This is a genomic window from Corynebacterium breve (genome assembly GCF_030252165.1).
GTDB classification, from domain to species: domain Bacteria; phylum Actinomycetota; class Actinomycetes; order Mycobacteriales; family Mycobacteriaceae; genus Corynebacterium; species Corynebacterium breve.
This window is the reverse complement of the sequence record NZ_CP126969.1, coordinates 165776-187902: the sequence shown is the minus strand read 5'-3', so window position 1 is coordinate 187902 and position 22127 is coordinate 165776. Positions and strand designations below refer to the sequence as shown.

Here is a 22127-nt window from a genome sequence, read left to right as displayed (position 1 = left end):
TACATCAAGCGGGCGTCCGGTTTTTCGTTTTACCCCCAAAAGTACTCACTGACTGCGAAAAACATGAGAGTTCCCTCACAATTGACGGCGCGTCGTTCCATTCCTACGCCTAAGTAAGTTACGGTGACGAAGTTGTACTGTTTCCGGCCCCTAATTTTCACAAAGGAACTTACGGATGACCTTGACGCCACTTCTCGCCATGCCGAAACCCGCTCTCATCTTCCAGGGACAAGGGTCGAATTGGCAGTACGCTCTAGCCGACGCAGCCACGTCGCCTCTGACCCGCACCCGCCTCAGCGATCTGCTAGATCGCGCGCGCACCACCACCGGCCCAATCGCACGCCTCATCGCCTCGACCGTGCCCGGAGCCACCGAGCGCCTGCGCGCGCTGCTTGCCGAAGATGCATCCCCAGCTCCCATTGCCATCGACGCCCATCCGGCCGTCAGCGTGCCGGGCATCGTCTTGAGCCAAATCGCCGCCGTTGACCAGCTGCGCGACCTAGGAATGGACATCACCGAGACGCTGCTCGCCGGACATTCCCAGGGCTCCCTCGGTGTCGTTGCCGCACGCCAGCCTGAGCAGGCGCTGGCCTTTGCCATCCTGCTGGGTACCGCGGCATCCCACGTGCACGGCGCTACCGACGATCGCCCGCACATGCTCTCTGTTCGTGGCTTGCACCTAGAACAGCTCACCGAGATCATCGCAGACATTGCCGGTGCGCAGGCAGCGGTACTCAACGGCCCTCGCCACATCGTTCTTTCCGGCACCCCGGAAGCACTGGAACAGGCCCAGGCAGCAATCACCGCCGCTGCCGACGCGCATAATGCGCGTCTGGAGTCCGCAGAGTTCGGTGGCTCCGAAATCACCCCGCTTTTCGACGAGCTCCCAGTCGCATACCCATTCCACAACACCACCAACAGCGAGGCCGTCGAGCTTGCTGCGCAGTGGGCTGACGAATGTGGCATCGACCTAGGAGTAGCCACCGCCCGCGAGCTGGCCAACGCAATTTTGCACGATCACCACGATTGGCCCCACGAGGTCTCCTGGCTTCTCGACGAAAACGTCTCCCACATCATCTCCCTGGACAAGTCACTGGCAAGTTTCACCGCGAAGCTTGTTGCCGGCGCTGGCGTCCCGGTACTCACCGCGGATTCGTCGACAAGCCGCGACGAGCTGGCCACCCCTGGAACCGAACTGCCTGAGGCCGTGGACTACTCGGAGTTTGCGCCGCGACTGGTGCGCCTGCCCGATGGCAAGACCTACACCCAGACCCGCTTCTCCACGGTCACCGGCCTTTCACCGATCATGCTGGGTGGCATGACCCCGACCTCCGCCGATGGCGAGATCGTCGCTGCAGCCGCCAACGCTGGCTACTGGACCGAGATGGCCGGCGGCGGAATGTACTCCGATGAGGTGTTTAACCACCACAAAGACAACATGGAGTCCTTCCTCGAACCGGGTCGAACCGCGCAGTTCAACACCATGTTCTTCGACCGCTTCCTGTGGAACCTCCAGTTCGGCCAGGCACGAATCGTGCCTAAGGCTCGCGCTGCGGGTGCATCTTTCAACGGCGTATGTGTCTCCGCGGGTATCCCGGAGGTGGACGAGGCCACTGAGCTACTTGCACAGCTATCTAGCGACGGCTTCCCATACATCGCATTTAAGCCGGGAACCACAAAGCAGATCCGAGATGCGATCAAGATCGCGGCCGCGAACCCAGATTTCCCAGTCATCCTGCAGGTAGAAGACGGCCACGCGGGCGGTCACCACTCCTGGACTGACCTGGACGACATGCTGCTGGACACCTACGCCGAGGTGCGTAAATACCCGAACGCCCTGCTTACCGTGGGTGGCGGCATCTACTCCCCAGATCGTGCAGCCGAGTACATCACTGGTACCTGGTCAAAGAAGTACGGACTGCGCCCGATGCCTGTCGATGCCGTTTTCATCGGCACCGTCGCAATGGCAACCAAAGAAGCCAAGGCCACCGACTCCGTGAAGGAACTCCTAGTCAACACCCCAGGCCTGCCATTCGAAGAGAACGGCGGCTGGGTTTCCCGTGGCACCGGCGTGAACGGCGTGGCGTCGTCGCAAAGCCACCTGCTGGCAGACATCCACGATCTGGACAACTCCTTTGCAGCCGCATCCCGCCTGATTACCTCGCTGGACATCGACGAATACGACGAGCGTCGCGACGAGATCATCGAGGCGATCAACAAGACTTCCAAGCCATACTTCGGCGATGTTGAAACGATGACCTACGCGCAGTGGGTCGAGCGCTTCGTCGAGCTAGCACACCCATTTGTTGATCCAACCTGGGACGATCGCTTCTTCGACCTGCTCCACCGCATCGAGGCCCGCCTAAACAACAATGACCGCGGAGAGATCGAGACTCTCTTCCCTGAAATCGACGAAGTTGCAGACGCTCCGGCGATGGTCCAGCGCCTGATCAACGCCTACCCGCAAGCACGCGAAATCCAGGTCAGCCCACGTGATGCCGCGTGGTGGATCTCCCTGCACTACAAGCATGTCAAGCCGATGCCGTGGGTCCCAGCGATCGATGGCGACCTCAAGGTTTGGTTTGGCAAGGACACCCTGTGGCAGGCGCAGGATGAGCGCTACACCGCCGACGAGGTGCGCATTATCCCTGGCCCAGTGGCGGTTGCTGGCATCACCAAGAAGAACGAGCCAGTGGCAGAGCTGCTCGCGCGTTTCGAAGCTGGTTCTACCCAGGCGCTTACCGCCGCTGGCGTAGAAGCTGAAGAACAGTTCTCGCGCCTGGCTGACGCTCAATCCGCAGAAGAATACATCAAGGCGGCCCCAACCATCGTCTGGCACGGTCACCTCATGGCCAACCCTGCCTACGAGATGAATGACGATGCCTACGATCTGATCCAAGACGAAAACGGCCTGTGGTCCATCCGCATCAACTCCGACTCCTACTGGGATGACCTGCCGGAAGATCAGCGCCCGTTCTACGTCCGCGAGGTGACGATCCCACTGGACCTGCACGATGGCGTGGCCACCGGCGCTTCGCCAGTAGTGTCCGACGAGCGCCTGCCGGATTCTGTCTTTGCGCTACTCGAAGGCCTTGCGGGTGTGGGCTCAACCTCCGAAAACGGTGACTACATCGCGGAGATGCCACGCATCATCGAGGGCTCTGAGTCCGAGGATGCACCATTTGGCATCGCGAAGTATTCCTTCACCTTCCCTGCTTCCCTGTTGAGCGCGCACACCAACGTCACCGGGGGTGCCCTTCCAAACTCGGGTACCGAAGAAACGGTGGGCACCCCAGATGTCTTGGTCGGCCCATGCTGGCCGGCGATCTACACCGCGCTGGGCTCCGGAAAGCTTGCCGACGGCTACCCAGTCATCGAGGGCCTACTCAACGCAGTCCACCTCAACCACGTTGTTGACCTGCGCGTTCCACTCGAGGAGCTGGCTAACGGCCGCACCATCGACGTTATCTCTAAGTGCACGGCGATCGACGAGTCTGTCTCCGGCCGAATCGTCACCGTAGAGCTGGAGCTCTTCGACCACGAGACCGAGAAGCTCGTCGCCACGCAGATGCAGCGCTTTGCGATCCGTGGCCGCGCTACCGGCACCGACCAGCCAACCCCTGCTCCAGAGTGGGGCGGCGGCAAATCCTCCACCAAGGTGGAGTCCACCCCGCGTTCCTTCGTCGACCGCGCCACCGTCACCGCGCCAAGCGACATGACCCCGTTCGCGCTGGTCTCTGGCGACTACAACCCGATCCACACCTCGTACAACGCGTCCGGCCTGGTCAACCTTGAAGCCCCGCTGGTACACGGAATGTGGCTCTCCGCCACCGCACAGCACTTGGCCGGCCGCCATGGAACCGTAGTCGGCTGGACCTACTCGATGTACGGCATGGTGCAACTCAACGACGAAGTCGAGATCACCGTCGAACGCGTCGGCCGCAAGGGCATCCACCAGGCGCTCGAGGTCACGTGCCGGATCGACGGCGAGGTCGTTTCCGTTGGTCAAGCGTTGATGGCGCAGCCCAAGACCGCCTACGTGTACCCGGGCCAGGGCATCCAGGCTGAAGGCATGGGCAAGGGCGATCGCGACTCCTCCCCTGCCGCGCGCGACATCTGGCGCCGTGCAGATCGCCACACCCGTTCCAGGCTGGGCTTTAGCATCCAGCGCATTATCGACGAAAACCCAACCTCGGTGACCGTCAAGGGCGTCGAGTTCAAGCACCCGAAGGGTGTCTTGCACCTCACCCAGTTCACACAGGTGGCTCTGGCCGTCGTCGCTTATGCCCAGACCGAGCGCCTTCGTGAGGCTGGCGCTCTGGCATCGAACTCCATGTACGCGGGCCACTCCCTTGGTGAATACACCGCGCTGGCTTCCCTGGCAAACATCTTCGATTTGGAAGCCGTGATCGACGTTGTGTACTCCCGTGGTTCTGCAATGGGCTCTCTGGTGCCACGCGACGACGAAGGAAACTCTGACTACGGCATGGGTGCACTGCGCCCGAACATGGTGGGCGTTTCTGCTGATGACGTGGAAGAATACGTAGCCAATGTCGCCGAAGAGGCGGGCGAATTCCTGCAGATTGTTAACTACAACATTGCCGGCCAGCAGTACTCCATCGCGGGTACCAAGAAGGGTCTGGCCGCGCTGAAGCAGAAGGCAAACGCCGTACGCGACCGCGCGTATGTCACAGTCCCCGGCATCGACGTGCCATTCCACTCTTCCGTGCTACGCGACGGCGTGCCCGCCTTTGCGCAAAAGCTCGACGAACTCCTCCCGGAGACCATTGACATCGAGGCGCTGGAAGACCGCTATGTGCCGAACCTCGTAGCGCGGCCATTCGAGCTGACCCAAGACTTCATCGACGCAATCAAGGATGAGGTTCCTTCTGAGCGTCTGGCAGACATCACCCCGGAGAACACTGACGCGAACACCTTGGCTCGCACGCTGCTAATCGAGTTGCTCGCGTGGCAGTTCGCTTCCCCAGTTCGCTGGATCGAAACTCAAGATCTGCTCCTCCGAGCTAATGACCAGATGATCGAGGTCGGCTTGGCATCCAGCCCGACCTTGACCAACCTGGCTAAGCGCGAGATGGACATCATCGGCCACCACATCCCGGTATTCAACGTGGAGGCGCACCAGGATCAAGTCATGCTGCAGGACACTGTCGCAGCACCTGTCGTCGAAGAGCCAGTAGCTGACGAAGCTCCTGCAACCGAAACTCCAGCAGCACCGGTAGCCGCCGCGGCCGCTCCTGTCGCGGAAACGCCAGCACCAGCAGCCACCGGCGGAGGCTCCGGCGCAGATGCTCCTGACCTGCCATTCACGGCCGCCGAAGCGATCATGGTGCTGTTCTCCTTCCAGAACAAGATGCGCATCGAGCAGATCAACGATTCCGACACCGTCGAGGAATTGACCAATGGTGTCTCGTCTCGTCGAAACCAGCTGCTCATGGACATGTCTGCAGAGATCGGTGTTCCTGCGATTGACGGTGCCGCAGACGCCGACGTTGCGTCCTTGCGCGACAAGGTCAAGACAGCAGCCCCTGGCTACTCTCCGTTCGGATCGGTCCTGTCCGAAGCGACAACTGCACGTTTGCGCCAGCTCACCGGCGCTGCAGGTGTGAAGCCGGCTTATATTGCCGAGCGCGTCACTGGCGCATGGGGTCTGCCTGCGTCTTGGGCGTCCCATGTTGAGGCAGAGATTCTCCTGGGCTCCCGCGATGAGGAATCCGTTCGTGGAGGCTCCCTGGCAACCATCCCAACATCTGCGTCTTCAAAGGCGGATGTCGATGCGCTGATCGATGCCGCAGTGCAACAGGTCGCAGGCCGCAACGGTGTCTCCGTTTCCCTGTCTTCTGGCGGAGCGAGCGGAGGTGGCGGGGTTGTCGACTCTGCAGCACTGAACGCGTACGCAGACTCCATGACCGACACTCTGGTCTCCACCGCACGCACCCTGCTGGACAAGCTCGGAGTGGATGTCACTGCCGCTGCATCCGCCGAAGAGATTGACACCACCGTCATCGACACTGTCGAAGCAGAGCTTGGCTCCAACTGGGTCAAGCTGGTCACCCCGGTCTTCGACCCTCGTCGCGCAGTGCTTTTCGACGACCGCTGGGCGCAGGCTCGTGAGGATCTCGTCCGCATCGCACTGGGTGAGAAGACCATGGAAGCCACCCGCTTCGCTGGTCTGGGCGAAACGGTTGCTGAGCAGGCCGAATGGTACGCAGACAATGGATACGACAATGTTGACCTCCTCCAAGCGATCGCCAAGGCTTCCCGCGAAGAGGCAGTGGAAGAGCTCGCAGGCGAGGTCGCGCTGGTGACAGGCGCAGCCCCTGGCTCGATCGCAACCGCAGTTGTTGAACGCCTGCTGGAAGGCGGCGCAACTGTCATCATGACCGCGTCGCGCGTCTCCCAGGCACGCAAGGAGTTTGCGCGTCAGCTCTTCGCCGAGCACGCTTCTAAGAATGCGAAGCTGTGGATTGCACCTGCCAACCTCTCGTCGTACCGCGACATCGACGCGTTGATCGACTGGATCGGCTCTGAACAGCGCGAAACCGTAGGCAACGAAGTAAAGATCATCAAGCCTGCACTCATCCCAACCTTGGCATACCCATTCGCGGCCCCAAGTGTCTCCGGATCCCTGGCAGATGCCGGTGCGCCCGCCGAGAACCAGGCTCGACTGCTCCTGTGGTCCGTGGAACGCACGATCGCGGGCCTGTCCAACCTGGCACAACAGGCCGATGACTTCCCAGCGACCCGCGCGCACATCGTTCTTCCTGGTTCCCCGAACCGAGGCATGTTCGGTGGCGATGGCGCCTACGGCGAGGTCAAGGCAGCGCTCGACGCTATCTTGGCCAAGTGGTCGGCTGAGGCTGGCTGGCCAGAGGGTGTCACCCTAGCCCAAGCGAAGATCGGCTGGGTCTCTGGCACCTCGCTCATGGGTGGCAACGACGTCCTCATCCCAGCCGCGGAGAAGGCTGGCATCCACGTGTGGGATCCGGAGGAAATCTCTTCCGCTCTGATCGGTCTGGCAAGCAAGGAGACCCGTATCAAGGCGGCCGAGGCACCAGTCGAATTGGACCTCACCGGTGGTCTGGGCGATTCTTCAATTTCCATCTCCGAGCTGGCTCGCCAGGCACAAGAAGATGCGGCTGCAGAAGAGGTCGTCGACAAGCAAGAAACGCCGGTGACGATCAAGGCTTTGCCGAACATTGCTCACCCAGCGCAGCCTAATGGCGTTGTGATCGACGACGTCACCTGCGAGCTCGACGACATGATCGTCATCGTCGGTGTCGGCGAGGTCTCCTCTTGGGGTCTAGGCCGCACCCGTCGCGAGGCTGAGTACGGAATCCAGCGCGACGGCGATGCCGATCTCACCGCGGCCGGTGTGCTCGAGCTGGCGTGGATGATGGGACTCGTCTCCTGGAACGAGGATCCAAAGCCGGGCTGGTACGACGCTGACGGTACCGCGATCGAGGAAGAGGACATCTACGATCGCTTCCGCGACGAGGTTGTAGCGCGCTCCGGTATCCGTACCCTGACGGACAAATATTTCCTGGAAGATCAAGGTTCGATCGACCTCACCGAGGTCTTCTTGGATCGCGACATCACCTTCAGCGTGGCTAGCGAAGCGGAAGCGCGCGACATCGAAACCGCTGACCCTGACAAGACCAAGGTTGAGCTGATCGACGGCGAGTGGACCGTGACTCGCCAGGCAGGCGCAACCGCACGCGTGCCACGCAAGGCGACGCTGACCCGCACCATCGCGGGCCAGATGCCGGATGATTTTGATCCGGGCAAGTGGGGTATCCCGGCACAGATGATCGACGGCCTAGACCGCATCGCGGTGTGGAACCTGGTCACCGCTGTCGACGCATTCATCTCCGCGGGCTTCACCCCTGCTGAGCTGATGCAGGCGATCCACCCGGCAGATGTAGCGTCCACCCAAGGCACCGGCATCGGTGGCATGGAGTCGCTGCACCAGGTGTTCGTCTCCCGCTTCCTCGACGAGGACCGCCCGAGCGACATCCTGCAGGAAGCACTGCCAAACGTTGTGGCTGCGCACGTTATGCAGTCGCTCGTGGGCGGTTACGGTTCGATGATCCACCCGGTGGGCGCATGTGCCACCGCTGCTGTGTCCATCGAGGAGGCGGTAGACAAGATCGCGCTGCACAAGGCGGACTTCGTGGTCGCTGGCGGTATCGACGACGTGCAGGTTGAATCGCTGACCGGCTTTGGCGACATGAACGCCACCGCCGAAACAGCGAAGATGACCTCCCAGGGCATTGACGGCCGATTCATTTCGCGCGCGAACGACCGCCGTCGCGGAGGCTTCCTCGAGGCTGAGGGTGGCGGCACCGTCTTGATCGCACGCGGTTCCCTGGCCGCTGAGCTGGGACTGCCTGTGTACGCGGTGATCGGTTACGCTTCGTCCTTCGGCGACGGTGCCCACACCTCCATTCCGGCACCTGGTCTGGGTGTCTTGGCTGCCGCGCGTGGTCGCGAGAACTCGAAGCTAGCGAAGAACTTGAAGTCGCTGGGACTTTCCCCGGACGATGTTTCGGTTCTGTCCAAGCACGACACCTCGACCAATGCGAACGACCCGAACGAGTCCGAGCTGCACTCGATCCTGTGGCCTGCCATTGGCCGCGACCCTCGCAAGCCGATGTACGTGATTTCGCAGAAGTCGCTTACCGGCCACGCGAAGGCAGGTGCTGCGCTCTTCCAGACCGGTGGCATCATCGACGTCCTGCACTCTGGCGACTTGCCACAGAACGCATCGCTCGACTGTGTCGATCCGCTCTTGGAGCCAAAGTCCAAGAACCTGGTCTGGCTGCGCGCGCCGCTGTCGCTAGGAGAAGGTGCTGTGAAGGCAGCTGCTTTGACCTCGCTCGGCTTCGGCCACGTGGGTGCCCTGGTTGTTCTGGCCCACCCAGCAGTGTTCGAGGGAGCGCTGACCAAGGCGGGTAAGGACGTCGCCGCATGGCGCGAGCAGGCAACCAAGCGCCTCCGCGCTGGTGCGCAGCACTTGGAGGCCGGCATGATCGGTCGCGCCGAGCTGTTCACCCAGGTGGAAAACCGCCGCTTCCCTGAAGCCGGTGCGCATGACGCCGAGATTGCATTGCTTCTCGACGACTCCGCGCGCCTTGGCGACGACGGTGTCTACCCACGCGCCTAGCGAGAAATAGAACGGGAGAAGGCGAATTTCGCTTATCTCCCGTTCGCCTTTTCGCGCTACTGTCCTAACTCCCGGCTGATCTGGGAAAGTTGCTTGATCAGATCGGCCACATCTCCCACCGGATCGCGACGCAACCTGGCACCCTTCCAGTCACCCGGCGATTTATAGCAGCCGAGGCGGTCATAGCGCCTAGTCAAGCCGACCATGTAGGTACGGTTTTCGCCGCGGTCGAAGCGCAAAAGTTGGGACGTGGCCAGCCACCCAATCGTGATGAGTGGGTCGCGGGAGGCTTCGTCGATAAGCCTGCGTAGTTCGATGTGATCATGGTTCCAGCCCACAACCTTTTTGTCGTTCGCGGTGAACTCGGCGAACTGTCCTACGACGCACATGTCGGTAACGGGCAGCCAGGCGTCGCTGCGCAACGCGTGCTCGGCTCGTTTGAAATAGACATCGTGGCCGGTGGCGAACCTTCCGCACGTGCGGGGAACGCGGACCATTCGGGGTTCCTGCATCGGAACTGCTCCTTTAAGAATCGCTCTTCCTCACAGCACCTCGCTGCAAGGCCGATCTTCCTTCGGGGGCACCGTGTGCGAACGCGGTTGCCAGCGGGCCTGCCGAAGGGCATTAAACGGCCACGCTTCTTGATCGTGGAAAACAGTATAGCTAAGTAATTCCGATCATGATCGTCAGGTAGGTTTGGCTGACTTCCGGGTCATCGGCGTGCAGGGCCCAGCTCTCCAGCGTGCGCAGCGCCCGGTTGAGGTTGGTGGTGTCGCCGATCCGGTGGGCGCGCTGGATCACCGACTCTAAGATCAAACCAGCGTTGGAATGCTTGTTGTGCTGGAAAAACAGCGTGGCTTGATGTAACAGAGCCTCGTTGAGGACCTCGTCGTCAGCGACCGCAGAGGCCGTAGACACCAACCATGCGGCAAGGTCCTCAGCTTCCACGGGATGGTTCAACGATCCCAGCAATGTCACCAAAGTGGAGGTGCGGCGCAATACGAGTGAGGCGGAATCCTTCTCACGGCGCAGCACTCGCGCTCCGGCCTCGGTAAACAAGGTTGACCACTCTGGCCATGTCTCGGTGAAATTCGGCTCGACCAAAGTACAGGCCACCATTGCTTGTCCGTGTCGTAACAGGAACTCCTGCAGCGGATACTTGCCAGTCGGGATATCGCGGTATTGGCGCGACAGCGCGGAGGCCGTGCGCAGATCGCGGTTTTCAAACAATATCTCGATGCGAACGGCGACCGCCTGGATGTGGCGCTCGTCGTTTCCCGCCTCGATGGCCAAGCGCTGGGCGATCTCCGCTGGTTCAAGAGCCGCGCGCGAGTTACCCACCGATGACAAGAGCTGCGCGCGCCCCAAGTAAGTGTTGATCGACCAGATGCTTGCGTTGGCGCCTTCATACCCTTCGTCGTAAATGCGCAAGAGACGACGATTGACCAACAGCGCGGTGAGATAATCTCCACCACGCACGGCTTCTTGCGTAAGTTCACCAAGGTCGGAGGCAATGAGTTTCTCTTCGCCTTTGGATACGTCCGAAAGCACGAGATCGGCTGCGTAGTCGATGACTGCCCGCCAAGCGTCGCCGCGGCCGGTGATCGTCGCCAACTGTGCAGCGACATCCAAGGCCAGGCCAACTCCCGACGCGGTGTCCAAGGCCGCGATTGAAGGTAGCGCTTGGACAGCTATTCCCAGGAGAGTGTCGGTGTCGAGCAACGAGGCAGAGAGCAACAGTTCAGTGCGGATCAGTTCTCGCGCGGCCTCGCCCGCTTTCAGGTAGAGCTCTCCCAGCTCGTGGGCAGCGTCGAGAGCAATGTCGTCGTCCGAGGTGATGAGCTTTTCTCGCAGACGATAGAGCTCTGATAGATCGTCCTGCTCAGGTAGTACTGCGGCGCGTGCGAGCGCATTGCTGACGCCTGCTTCATCGCCCATGGCCTCATAGAAAAATGCTTCGACGTGTTCCGGAAGCAACTTTGGCCGTGGGTAGACCGAAATTGGTTTATCGCGGCTCAATGCCGTGTCATCGACGACGGTTCCCGCGAGTTCCGCGCGGTCGACGGGCGGGATGTCTGTGGGGGCGAAGATGTAGCGTGTGAAGGAGTCGTTGCCGTTGCGTTCGCCAAAAAGTGCAGCGGTACGCGAGGCAAAGCTGCGGGCACGTCGAGCCAAGTCAGCCACCGTGCCGTCACTGCCTGCAAAAACGCGCTGCCAACGCGGGGTGGTAAATCGAGTGACTAGCAGAGTGCCATACCCGGCGCGCTCTGCCGCCCCGAAAATGATGCCCAGTGCCCTCGCCAATACCGTCATCGTGGCGTCGGGGGCAAAAGTGTCTACGTCGAATGCCGCCGCGTGAACAAGGCGCACAGCGGCGTCGATAAGGCCCGCCTCGGCGAGGAAGGCCGCGGCAAGCACCGCAGCATCGGCAAGCTCAGGAACTCCCACCGACGATTTAAGAATCAGGTTCACCCACTGCACCATGGTTTCCCGGTCGAGCTCATGTGACAACGGTCCCACTAATCTCGCCAAAATACCGGCGGGGAGCGCGCTGGTCATACACTCATCCGCGAGTGACCGTGCGATATCGATCGCTTCGTCATAGCGACCTAGGGTGAGCAGGCCCAGCACGCGGTTCCAAGCACGGAAGTAGCGCTCGTCGCTTGGTAGTTGGGGATCAATATCGGGGAGGGTGAGAAATAGTCTGATCACTTCGCGCTGGTCGCCAAGGACGACAGCGACGGCGAGTTCGATTTCGTGGCGGTGTTCGTCGTCAAGCTCGGCGTTGACCACGCGCAGGAGCTCGTAGATGAGGCGGCATGGTACCGAAGCATTGAGGGCTGCGATCGCGGGCGAACGCGCAATGTGGGTGTCAAAGTAGCTCACCACGGAGCGACCATCGATCGCTTCTTCGCTGCCACGCGGGTGATCGGGAAACCGCTGGGGATCACTCTGGTGCATCGTGCGCAGCTGTGGGATCAGGGTGAGCAGCTCGTCAGGACGGTTTTCTGACAATGCTGGAACTGCAGATAGGTCGATATCGTAGCGGAGTTCGTCGGCCCCGATCTCGTCGGCGTGTGCACGGAGCGAGTCGATTTCAGCCAGAAAAGTGGTGCCCGATATCTCGCCTAGGGCGAATTCGCGACGGGCTATCAGCCAACGCCGTCTAATATCGGACAGCTGCATGCGTTCTAGCTTAGTAAACGGGAACGAGATTCACTTTTGGATATCGTCGATATCCATCCCGATCCAGACCGGTTCCGGCACCAAGCGCACGCCGAATTCGCGCTCGACACCATCGCGGATCGTCCGCGCTAGCCCGGCCACGTCAGAGGCGGTGGCACCACCCCGGTTCGTGATGGCCAACGTATGCTTCGTCGACAAGCGCACTGGCGCGTCCTCGGCCGGGTAGCCGCGGCGGAACCCGGCGCGCTCAATCAACCATGCAGCGGCGAGCTTCTCGCGACCATCGGGCTGAGCAAAACGCGGCATGCCTTCCTCCCCGACCTTGGCCTCGATCTCGTCCGCCAGCGCCTTATCGACGACCGGGTTGGTGAAAAAGGAGCCCGCCGACCAGGTGTCATGATCCTCGGGATTGATGACCATGCCTTTTTGGCCACGCAACTCCAGAACTGAAGCACGGGCCTCAGCGACAGGAACCTGCTGGCCGCCCAGATGGCGAAGTGGGATCGATACGCCGGAAGGATCTAGCTCCATCTCGATCTCCAACACGACCGCACGGTTGGTGAACTTCAAGTTTGAGTAGCGGTAGGCCAACTCCAGTTGCTCGGGCTTAACCCAGCCTGTTTCCTTGGTCTCACGGTTATACAACTTGACCTGGGTCAAGACATCACCCACTTCGGCACCGTAAGCGCCGACGTTTTGAACCGGGGTCGCACCCGCGGAACCGGGGATACCCGACAAGGCCTCGATACCGGACAGGCCGTGCTCAACGGTCGTTGCCACAACGGAATCCCACACCGCACCGGCCTCGGCGTGCACAATCCCTTGCTCGGACACGTTGACCGCGTCATTCGCTGCGAGAACCACCACAAGGTCTACGTCACCTTCCGCAACGACCAGGTTAGAGCCACCCCCGACGACGAGGAGTGGGACGGAGGCTTCGTCGAGAAGCTTGACCGCGTGTGCAAGGGCATCGCTGGTAGTGGCGCGAACCATACCGCGCGGAGTACCTCCCACATGAAGGCTGGTGAGCTGCGCGAAGGCAACCGGTTCGAGGATCTCAAGGCCTGCAACAGCGGATAGTTTCTCAAGTAAGGGGCCGTCAAAGCGGGCCATAGATGAATCAGACACGTCTACCACGGTAGTCTGTTTGGCATGGCAACTCGTAGCGAAAATACCGTAACTATCAATCAGCCGGCAGAAAAAGTCCACGCCGCGCTAACCAATGCCGATTACTGGGCCTACATTGTGGCCAACCTCTCCCCAGAACCAGGCGAGGTCAACGAGTTCACCGGCAACGTTGCAACCCTGTTTGAGGTCCTCCCGATGGACCTTCTTCCAGAGGCAGTCCGCTCCATGGTTTCTCAGTCCCTGAAGGTGAAGCGCGTCATCACCGTCGGCGAACTTGTAGACAACAAGGCAGACATCAAGTACGAAGCTGACGTCAAGGGCACCCCGGTCGACTTTGGCGGAGACATCAAGCTTGTTGGCGAGGGCGACACCACCACCCTCAACTACGACAACGAAATCTCCATCAACATCCCATTCATGGGCCCAGCTATTGAGCCCAAGGTTGGCGACGCACTCGGTGACCTCTTCCAGCAGGAAGCTGACCTGACCAACACCTGGATCACCGAGAATCTCTAGACTCTCCGAGGTTTCGTTTTCCGATGGCCGGCCATGCCCATAATCTGCGCGCGCAGTCAGGGGCTGGCCGGCCTTTTGGCACCATCACCCGTGGCACCACAGGGTTTAATCGTCTCCGCCGCTCCGACCGGTGGACCTACTATCACCCCGAACTAAGCTCGTATCTGCGCAGCGCAGACAAGCCTCTTGCCGTCGATGTGGGTTACGGTGCCAGCTACACCACCACCGTGGAGTGGGCAGGCTGGCTCCGGCGACTCAACCCCGGTGTGGAAGTGGTGGGACTCGAGATCGACCCCGCTAGGGTCCTGCCACCACGCGACGGGGTGCGCTTCGAGCTCGGTGGCTTCGAACTAGCCGGGTACCGCCCGCACTTTGTGCGCGCTTTCAACGTGTTGCGCCAATACGCAGAAGACCAAGTGGACATGGTCTGGGAAGAAGTCTGCTCCAGGCTTGCGCCCGGGGGCTACTTTGTGGAGGGCACATGCGACGAGATTGGTCGCAGGGCTGCCTGGGTGCTTCTCGACGAAACCGGGCCGCTGACATTAACTCTGGCCTGGGACCCCCACGACGTGGAAAAACCCTCCGATGTGGCCGAGCGTTTGCCGAAGAAGCTGATTCATCTCAACCGCCCGGGCGAGAAGATCTATGACATTTTCTCCGCTGCCGACGATGCATGGGACCGAGCCGCTGGGTGGGAGCCTTATGGCCCTCGCGTACGGTGGCGGGCTGCCCGCGAGATTCTGCTGGCCGAAGGTGTCCCCTTGCACCCGGTTCGGCGCCGAATTCGCGACAATACCCTCACCGTTGATTGGCAGCACGTTGCGCCCTAATTTGGGACGATTGACCAATGGTTGGCACCTTGGGCTGTTTTGAGGGAAGATACCACTATGAGTCGATCACAGTCTTCAACTGCCTGGAAAGTCATCCTCGGGGTGCTTGCTGCCCTTTTGGTGATCATCCTTGCTGCTGAGGCAGGTGCTCGCTGGTTCCTTGCGGACCAGATGAAAAGCGGATTCGAGGAAGAAGCAATCGCCGCGGGAGCGAACATCGAAGAAGAGGCAGAAGTCTCTTTCGGCGCCTACCCGCTTGTCCTTGGTTTGATGCAACGCAAACTTCCTGAAATGGAAATGACCGTGCCGTCCACGCTGAGCATCGAAGGAACTACGGTCCGGGGCAACCCCGCATCGACCATCAAAGTCGAAGACATGTCCTTGTCCGATGAACCGGTAGCCGAGCGCATGACGGCCACCACCGAATTTCCCGATGACTTCATCCGAGCTCTTCTACAGGGACAGCTGGAGCAGACCGCTGAAAGCGAAGACGGTTTTGGCTTCCTGACCAAGCTCTTTGAGATTTCCGATGTGACAGCTAACCACAGCTCCGGCACTTTCGACATCGCCCTGAGCAACGGATATGTCCCTAACCTCTTTCTCTTGGAACTTCGCCCGGTCATGGTGGACGGCAGCCTAACTTTCGAGGCAACCTCGGGAGCACTCGTTGGGTTTGACATCCCCCAAGAGTGGGTCGATCACCTCACTCAGGTCCTTCAAGAGGGCATGGAGCAAGAAGTCACCGGCGATATGCGCATCCAAGAGTTCACCGTCATCCCCGATGGGTTCCGCATGACCATCACCGGTGAGAACGTGCCGCTAAAGGACGTAGCGAACAGCAGCGTCACCCAGCAGCAGGCCCTCTAGCTCGCCGTTGCCGCCGAGGTATCGGTAGCAAACACGTAACTGACCCCCGCCTCTAGCAGCGCCATAGTCTGCTCGATTCCTTGCAGTTCCCCGAAAGCTACCGCGTCGATTGTCGTAGGCGGAAGAGCTACGTCGCGACCAGTGATGTGCCAAGCGATGCGGTGCGCACCGGCCTTCTGAGCCAAGCCTGCAATGTGCGGAGACGTATCTGGCACCACGACGCCGAACTTCGCTTGGTCGTCGATCCCCTGGCCCACCGCGATGAGGTCAGTCAGGATCGCCGTATCGTCGGCATGCTTATCGACGACCACCCACACCTCCGCAGCCCCTTGGTCAAGCGCGAGGCGTGCCTCGGCGGCCTTGATCAGGCTGTGGTGTCGGCCGGTGGGCCACCCGATGAGGGCAGCTACGCGATTTGTGCGCGTCGCGGCGACCGAAATATGTGTTGGCTCGACTACGATGCCCGCGGCATTGTCCCCCACATCGCCAAAAGTGGCCCGCCCCACCGCAAACGTGCCAACGCGGGAGACGAGCCACTCAAAATCGTTCATTTACCAGCCGAAGTTTCCGCGCAAGATGTTGCTGATCTGGGGGCGCACGTCAAAGTAGTACAGGCCGATCGCAACGGCACCGACCCACGGCAGAATTGGAATCGGAGTCAGGCACACCAAGCCGCTGCCAGCCAGGATCGCGACCCAGATCCACTTGCTCTGGCGGTTCGCTGCGTCAAACGCATCCTCGCGGGTCATGGCAGCCAAAGCTGCGCCGACGAGGCCCGCGATAGCGATGAGGAGGAACATGAATCCTTCGAGCATGCTCGGCAGGAACATAATCCAGTCGGTGGTAGAAAACGATGAAAAAACGCCCATCTAGATGGAGTCTCCCTTAGAAGTATCAGAATCATCGTCAATATTAACAACTTCTCCGTCGATCACTTCAGCAGGCTTCTCTGCGTGCGCTTGCTCTGCGTTGGAGTTTGCCGCATCTTTGATATCGTCTGCGTCATCGCGGTTGAGGGCATCGGAAATCCGGTTGATCATGTTGTCTAGAAAGCCCCGCGCATCGTTGATGAATCCTTCGCTCTCGGTCTTTGCCTCTGCGTTATTGGAGGAAGCCGCACGATCGCGCACCTGGGACACTGCCTTGTCAAAGCCTTCGCGAACTTGGCTCACTGCGTCATTCAGCGCGGTGCGAGCTTCGTCTGCTTGAGCAGTATCCTTGGTTCCGCGCGCCGCACGGTTTACCGAACCCGCGAGATCGCGAACGATGCCCTCCGCGTCGCCCGCAAAGGCAACGCTTGCGTTCTTGTACTCATCCTTGCTCGAAGCTTCCTTGAACGAGTCACGTGCGCGGGAGACTGCAGCCTTCATCTGCTGCACGAGAGTGTCGTTCGCATCGACTTCATCTGCCATCATGTGAGCGCCAACCGGCTGCTCAGCGGTGCGTTCCTCTTTGAAGCGCTTGGTGAAATCACCGACAACGTCGCCGAGACGGCCACCTGCAACGAGAAAAGCCTCGCCTGCGTCCTTCAGGGAATCCAGCACCGAGTCATTGTTGTTGTTTTCTGCCTGGTTTTCTGCCTGGTTATTCATGTTGTCAGTCATCCGAAATCAATCCTTTGATAGTTGGGAGGTCTAAACGCCAAAGAGCAGCTGGTTACAAGTATAAATAAGTAAACCTGCAAGTGCACCGACCACGGTACCGTTCACGCGAATGTACTGGAGGTCTTTACCCACCATGAGCTCGATCTTCTCGCTGGCCTCGTCGGCATCCCAGCGCTCAATAGTCTCTGAAATAATTGCCGATACACTGCCCGCGTAGTTGTCGGCCAAGTAGCTCACGGTGCCTAGGATCATCTTGTCTAGGTAGTCGCGGACGTCGGCATCATTCTGCACCTTTTCACCCCAGTAGATCGCAAGCTCTTCAACACGCTTGCGCAAAGTGGAGTCAGGATCCAGCGAGGCATCAATGAGCGACGACGACACGCTCGCCCAAATCTCTGAGGCAGCGCCTTGGACTGCGGCCGAACCCATGACGTCTGATTTCAACGCCTCCACACGGCTAATCATCACGCCATCGAATTGAAGATCCTGCGCTAACTGATGCAGTTGCTTCCGCAGCGCTTGGCGCGCCTGGTGATTGTTATCCGCGTCGACATCGGCCATGAAATCGACAAGCTCGCGGTAGACCTTGTCTCCGACCAGCTCCTTGGCAAAGCGCGGAGCCCAGTTGGGCATGCGCTCGTCGACAAGCGAAACGATGGATGTTTCCATGCCGTCGAGTTTCTCCCGCCCCCAGCTGATCACAGCATCGATGAGTGGCTCCGTTTTCCCATCTTCGATGAGACCTTCGAGCGCGCGGCCCGCGAGCGGACCCCACGTTGGTTCAGCGAGGCGCGAGATCACTTGAGAGTTGATGATCTCTTCCGCATCCTTCGGATCCAGCGAGCGCAGGGCATACGCGGCAAACTCGCCGGCCTTGCGGGAGACAACCACGGCGTTGTCGGGTTGGGCCATCCACTCGCCCACTTTCTCCGGGATGCTTGCTTGCGCGACCTTTTCTGTAATCAGCTCAGCGTTAAGAAAGTTGTCGCCGACGAACCCCGAGAGAGCCTCGCCTAACTGGTCCTTCTTTCGCGGGACCAGTGCCGTGTGAGGGATCGGGATGCGCATCGGGTGACGGAATAGTGCGGTGACTGCGAACCAGTCCGCGATGCCACCGACCATGCCCGCCTCTGCTGCCGCACGGAGGTATCCGATCCATGCCGGGGCTGTGCCCTGCGATTGCCACCAAGAGCACGCGATGAAAACCACGGCCGCGATCACCAGCAGGCTGGTCGCCATGGCTTGGTGCCGGCGCAGCGCCTTACGACGTTCCGCTTCCTTCTCCGGACTCATCCCCGGCAGCTGCGCGCCCGCAGCCTGATCTGTATCGGCGGAGGTGTTTCTACCCATTTTCGAAGTCATTCTTTCAGTTGATCATGTATAGCAGGGCGGTCCTTAGTTCTCGTTACAGGTACGACAGCGCCGCCTCGAACAGGACCCAAGCGGTGAGCAATGTAATCAGTCCAGTCAGCACCGCCAAAATCTTGTATCCACGCATGCACGCCATCATATGCCTGCTTTACGACGAAACACTGGCGGTTACCTACCAATACACGGCAAAATCCCCTCTGGCCTGCCGTTGTGGCAGTTCAGAGGGGATGAAAGCTGGCTAACTAGTTCTTGCGACCAGTCTCTGCGCGGTACTGACGGTAGTAGCGACGACCGTAGTGGAGCAGGCCAGCTCCGCCGACGAAGAATACAACGGTGAGAATAGCGCCAATGATGGTGAGGTTCTTGGAGAGATCCGGCGAGGTGCCGTTGCCCCAAAGACCAGTGCCGATGCCGTAGATCAGGATGCCGCAGGTTGCGATGCCGGCCATGATCATTCCCATTGCTACCCACGTGGAGGTGCGCTGAAGCGACGAATGTGGTGCAGTCAAGGAGTTAGGTTCATAACCATCGATGTAGGTGTCCTGCAGCTGACCGCCGGAGTATTCCGGGTGGGACTCAGTCTTGATGTCCGCTACAGAGTTCTCAGCACTCATTGCCTTGTCTCTCTTTCGTTTGTAATCGTCTTACTGGGAAGACACTTTATTCTAAGTGTAAACCCTAATCGTCCTTGCCCCGGAATGCTGCTCGTGCGCGCTCTTTGTTGATCGCACCGACAGCCTCGAGTGGGATGCCTGCTGGGCAGACGTCAGCGCACTCACCGAACAAGGTGCAGTGACCAAAGTTGGTCTCGAGCTCATCAACCATCTGGCGTGCACGCTTGCCACGCTCTTCCTTGCCCAGTGGGGTGAGCTTGAGGTGGTTGATCTTTGCACCGGTGAACAGGTGAGCCGCACCGTTAGGGCATGCAGCAACACAAGCGCCACAGCCGATGCAGGCAGCGAAGTCGAGTGCCTTCTCAGCGTTGTCGTGGTTCATGTGCAGGGTATCTGCGTCTGGGGCAGTACCAGCCATGATGGAGACGTAGCCACCCTGCTGCATCACGCGATCCAGTGCGGAACGGTCTACGACCATGTCGCGAATCACTGGGAATGCGCCGGAGCGGAAAGGCTCGATCTTCAGCTTGTCGCCGTTGCTGTAGTTCACAAGACGCTGCTGGCAAGCAGGAGTGTTCTTGCCTGCACCGTGTGGGCGACCGTTCACGGTCAGGCCACAGGTGCCGCAGATGCCTTCGCGGCAGTCAGAAGCGAATGCGAATGGCTCCTTGCCTGCTTCGATGTACTTTGCGTTGACGTGATCGAGGAGCTCCAGGATCGACATCTGTTCAACAGCATCGTCAACCTGAACGGTCTCGAAAGCGCCTTCAGTTTCAGGTCCGGCCTGACGCCAGATCTCAAGTGTCAGTTTCATTACTTGTAGTTCCTTGTCATCAGCGGGATCGATTCGAAGTACAGAGGCTCTGCGTGGCGAATGAACTTACCTTCGCCTGCTGGCTCCCACGCGGAGACGAAGCACCAGTTGTCGTCGTCACGCTCTGCCTCGCCGTCCTCGGAGAGGTGGTCGTCGCGGAAGTGTGCGCCACAGGACTCGTCGCGGTCCAGTGCGTCAACACACATCAGCTCGCCCAGGTCAATGTAGTCAGCAACGCGCTGTGCGTTTTCGACAACCTGGTTCATGTAGTCGGTGTCGCCAGGGACGTTGACGTTGGTCCAGAAATCTTCGCGCAGTTCGCGGATCTCACGGATACCCTGCTGCAGGCCTTCGATGTTTCGGGAAACACCGCAGTACTTGTACAGGATTTCGCCCAGCTGGCGGTGGTAGTACTCAGGGCCGTGTGGTTCAGGACCGTTGATGTTCATGATGCGGTCGTAACGAGCCTGTGCGCGCTCCAGTGCCGCCTGTGCTTCTGCGGAGTCCTCCGCGAGCTTGTCCTCACCCAGGTGGCGGGCAAGGTAGTTCGGGATGGTGAACGGCAGGGTGAACCAGCCGTCAACAGATGCCGACAGGAGGGAGTTAGCGCCCAGACGGTTTGCACCGTGGTAGGTCCAAGAGCTCTCACCAGCTGCGAACAGACCATCAATCGAGGTCATTTCGTTGAAGTCGGTCCACAGGCCACCCATGGTGAAGTGGCAAGTCGGTGCAATACGCATTGGAGTCTTGTATGGGTCCTCGCCAATTGCGTCCTGGTACATCTCGAAGAGGTTGGAGTAACGCTCACGGATGGTGTCCTCGCCGAGGCGCTCGATTGCGTCGCGGAAGTCCAGGTATGCAGAGTTGGTCAGTGGGCCCACACCGTAGCCAGCGTTGATTTGCTGGGAGATCGCACGGGACGCAACGTCACGTGGAACCAGGTTGCCGAATGCTGGGTAACGGCGCTCCAAGAAGTAGTCGCGCTCTTCCTCAGGAATGGTGTTCGGATCGCGATCGTCGCCCTTTTCCTTCGGGGACCAGATGCGGCCGTCGTTACGCAGCGACTCCGACATCAGAATGGTCTTCGACTGCCAGGTCGCGTTGACCGGCAGGCCCGTTGGGTGGAACTGGATGAACGAAGGGGATGCGAAGTATGCACCCTGCTCGTACGCGCGCATGATTGCGGAAGCGTTCGAGTTCTTTGCCAGTGTGGACATGTGGTAGACGTTGCCGTAACCACCGGTTGCCAGGATGACTGCGTGGCCGGTGAAAGCGGTCAGCGTGCCGTCGATCAGGTTACGGGTCACGATGCCCTCGCAGCGCTTGTTGCCGTCCTTCTCGGTCACGATGACATCAACCAGGTCGTTGTGGGTGAAGATCTCAACGTTGCCCAGGTGGATCTGGCGCTGCAGCGACGATGCGGTCGACAGCTGCAGCTGCTGGCCCGTTTGTCCACGGGTGTAGTAGGTACGGGAGACCTGCACACCGCCGAAGGAACGGGTAGCCAGTGCGCCGCCGTATTCGCGAGCGAACGGAGCGCCGATTGCGTTCATGTGGTCGATGACGCGGACGGATTCAACCGCTAGGCGCCAGCAGTCAGACTCGCGGCAACGGTAGTCGCCACCCTTCACGGTGTCCTTTACGTGGCGGTACGCGCCATCGTTGTCAACCTTCTTGCCACGAGCGGAGTTCACGCCACCCTGTGCAGCAATGGAGTGAGCACGACGTGGTGCATCGTGGTAGGTGAACGCCTTGACGTTGTAGCCAAGCTCGCCGAGAGCAGCAGCTGCTGCGCCACCGGACAGGCCGGTACCGACAACGAGGACGGTGAACTTGCGGCGGTTCAGAGGAGAGACCAGCTCCATGTGGTCCTTCTGGTACTCCCACATGTCCTTGGTTGGGACGCCCTTTGGTTCTGCATTTTCGAGGATGGTGCCAGCAGAGACGCCATCAACGATCGACGCTGGGTGGTTGAACTCAGCGCGCGGTGCGTTTTCAGTGATAGTCATTTAA

Annotated in this window: 14 protein-coding genes and 1 riboswitch; of the genes, 4 read left to right on the top strand and 10 right to left on the bottom strand. The window is 60.1% G+C overall.

Going from position 1 to position 22127, the window contains the following annotated elements; translation table 11 throughout:
• The first annotated feature begins 175 nt into the window (after positions 1-175).
• The gene (locus tag QP027_RS00925) at positions 176-9184 is read left to right on the top strand and encodes a type I polyketide synthase (RefSeq protein ID WP_284825318.1); all 9009 of its coding nucleotides are present in this window, start codon (positions 176-178) and stop codon (positions 9182-9184) included.
• A 56-nt stretch (positions 9185-9240) separates the two neighbouring features.
• Here QP027_RS00925 and QP027_RS00920 read toward each other — a convergent pair whose 3' ends face one another.
• From QP027_RS00920 to QP027_RS00910, 3 genes are all read right to left on the bottom strand, one after another.
• On the bottom strand, positions 9241-9696 hold the full coding sequence (locus QP027_RS00920) for a hypothetical protein (protein ID WP_284825317.1): 456 nt from the start codon (positions 9694-9696) through the stop codon (positions 9241-9243).
• Between the two features lie 17 nt (positions 9697-9713).
• A riboswitch (SAM riboswitch) is annotated at positions 9714-9831 on the bottom strand.
• Positions 9832-9847: 16 nt separating this feature from the next.
• Entirely contained in the window at positions 9848-12370 is a 2523-nt protein-coding gene (locus QP027_RS00915; RefSeq protein ID WP_284825316.1) for a hypothetical protein, read from the bottom strand.
• A 30-nt stretch (positions 12371-12400) separates the two neighbouring features.
• Positions 12401-13483, bottom strand: coding sequence for a UDP-N-acetylmuramate dehydrogenase (locus tag QP027_RS00910; RefSeq protein WP_284826877.1), 1083 nt, complete (start codon positions 13481-13483; stop codon positions 12401-12403).
• Between the two features lie 39 nt (positions 13484-13522).
• Between QP027_RS00910 and QP027_RS00905 the strand changes: the two genes are divergently transcribed.
• Genes QP027_RS00905 through QP027_RS00895 form a run of 3 tightly spaced genes read left to right on the top strand, consistent with a single transcriptional unit; the run spans position 13523 to position 15711 of the window.
• Positions 13523-14014, top strand: a complete 492-nt coding sequence (locus tag QP027_RS00905) for a DUF2505 domain-containing protein (RefSeq protein ID WP_284825315.1) — start codon at positions 13523-13525, stop codon at positions 14012-14014.
• A 23-nt stretch (positions 14015-14037) separates the two neighbouring features.
• Positions 14038-14844 carry a class I SAM-dependent methyltransferase gene (locus QP027_RS00900; protein ID WP_284825314.1) on the top strand — a complete coding sequence of 269 codons (807 nt, stop codon included), beginning with the start codon at positions 14038-14040 and terminating at the stop codon, positions 14842-14844.
• A 57-nt stretch (positions 14845-14901) separates the two neighbouring features.
• On the top strand, positions 14902-15711 hold the full coding sequence (locus tag QP027_RS00895; RefSeq protein WP_284825313.1) for an LmeA family phospholipid-binding protein: 810 nt from the start codon (positions 14902-14904) through the stop codon (positions 15709-15711).
• Here the strand turns inward: QP027_RS00895 and QP027_RS00890 are convergent.
• The 7 genes from QP027_RS00890 to QP027_RS00860 all read right to left on the bottom strand — a co-directional run bounded on the left by QP027_RS00890 (position 15708) and on the right by QP027_RS00860 (position 22123).
• Positions 15708-16262 (bottom strand): hypothetical protein, encoded by a 555-nt coding sequence (locus QP027_RS00890; RefSeq protein ID WP_284825312.1) that lies wholly within the window; start codon positions 16260-16262, stop codon positions 15708-15710. The two genes, QP027_RS00895 and QP027_RS00890, sit on opposite strands and share 4 nt — an antisense overlap.
• Positions 16263-16541, bottom strand: a complete 279-nt coding sequence (locus QP027_RS00885) for a DUF2516 family protein (RefSeq protein ID WP_284826876.1) — start codon at positions 16539-16541, stop codon at positions 16263-16265.
• A gap of 39 nt (positions 16542-16580) precedes the next feature.
• Complete coding sequence (locus QP027_RS00880; RefSeq protein ID WP_284825311.1) at positions 16581-17315, bottom strand: CGLAU_01105 family protein; 735 nt, start codon at positions 17313-17315, stop codon at positions 16581-16583.
• 30 nt (positions 17316-17345) lie between these two features.
• On the bottom strand, positions 17346-18665 hold the full coding sequence (locus QP027_RS00875; protein ID WP_284825310.1) for a DUF445 domain-containing protein: 1320 nt from the start codon (positions 18663-18665) through the stop codon (positions 17346-17348).
• A gap of 263 nt (positions 18666-18928) precedes the next feature.
• Positions 18929-19300, bottom strand: a complete 372-nt coding sequence (locus QP027_RS00870) for a hypothetical protein (protein WP_284825309.1) — start codon at positions 19298-19300, stop codon at positions 18929-18931.
• 64 nt (positions 19301-19364) lie between these two features.
• The gene (locus QP027_RS00865) at positions 19365-20114 is read right to left on the bottom strand and encodes a succinate dehydrogenase/fumarate reductase iron-sulfur subunit (RefSeq protein ID WP_284825308.1); all 750 of its coding nucleotides are present in this window, start codon (positions 20112-20114) and stop codon (positions 19365-19367) included.
• On the bottom strand, positions 20114-22123 hold the full coding sequence (locus QP027_RS00860; RefSeq protein WP_284825307.1) for a fumarate reductase/succinate dehydrogenase flavoprotein subunit: 2010 nt from the start codon (positions 22121-22123) through the stop codon (positions 20114-20116). The genes QP027_RS00865 and QP027_RS00860 overlap by 1 nt, the downstream gene beginning before the upstream one ends.
• Positions 22124-22127: the final 4 nt, after the last annotated feature.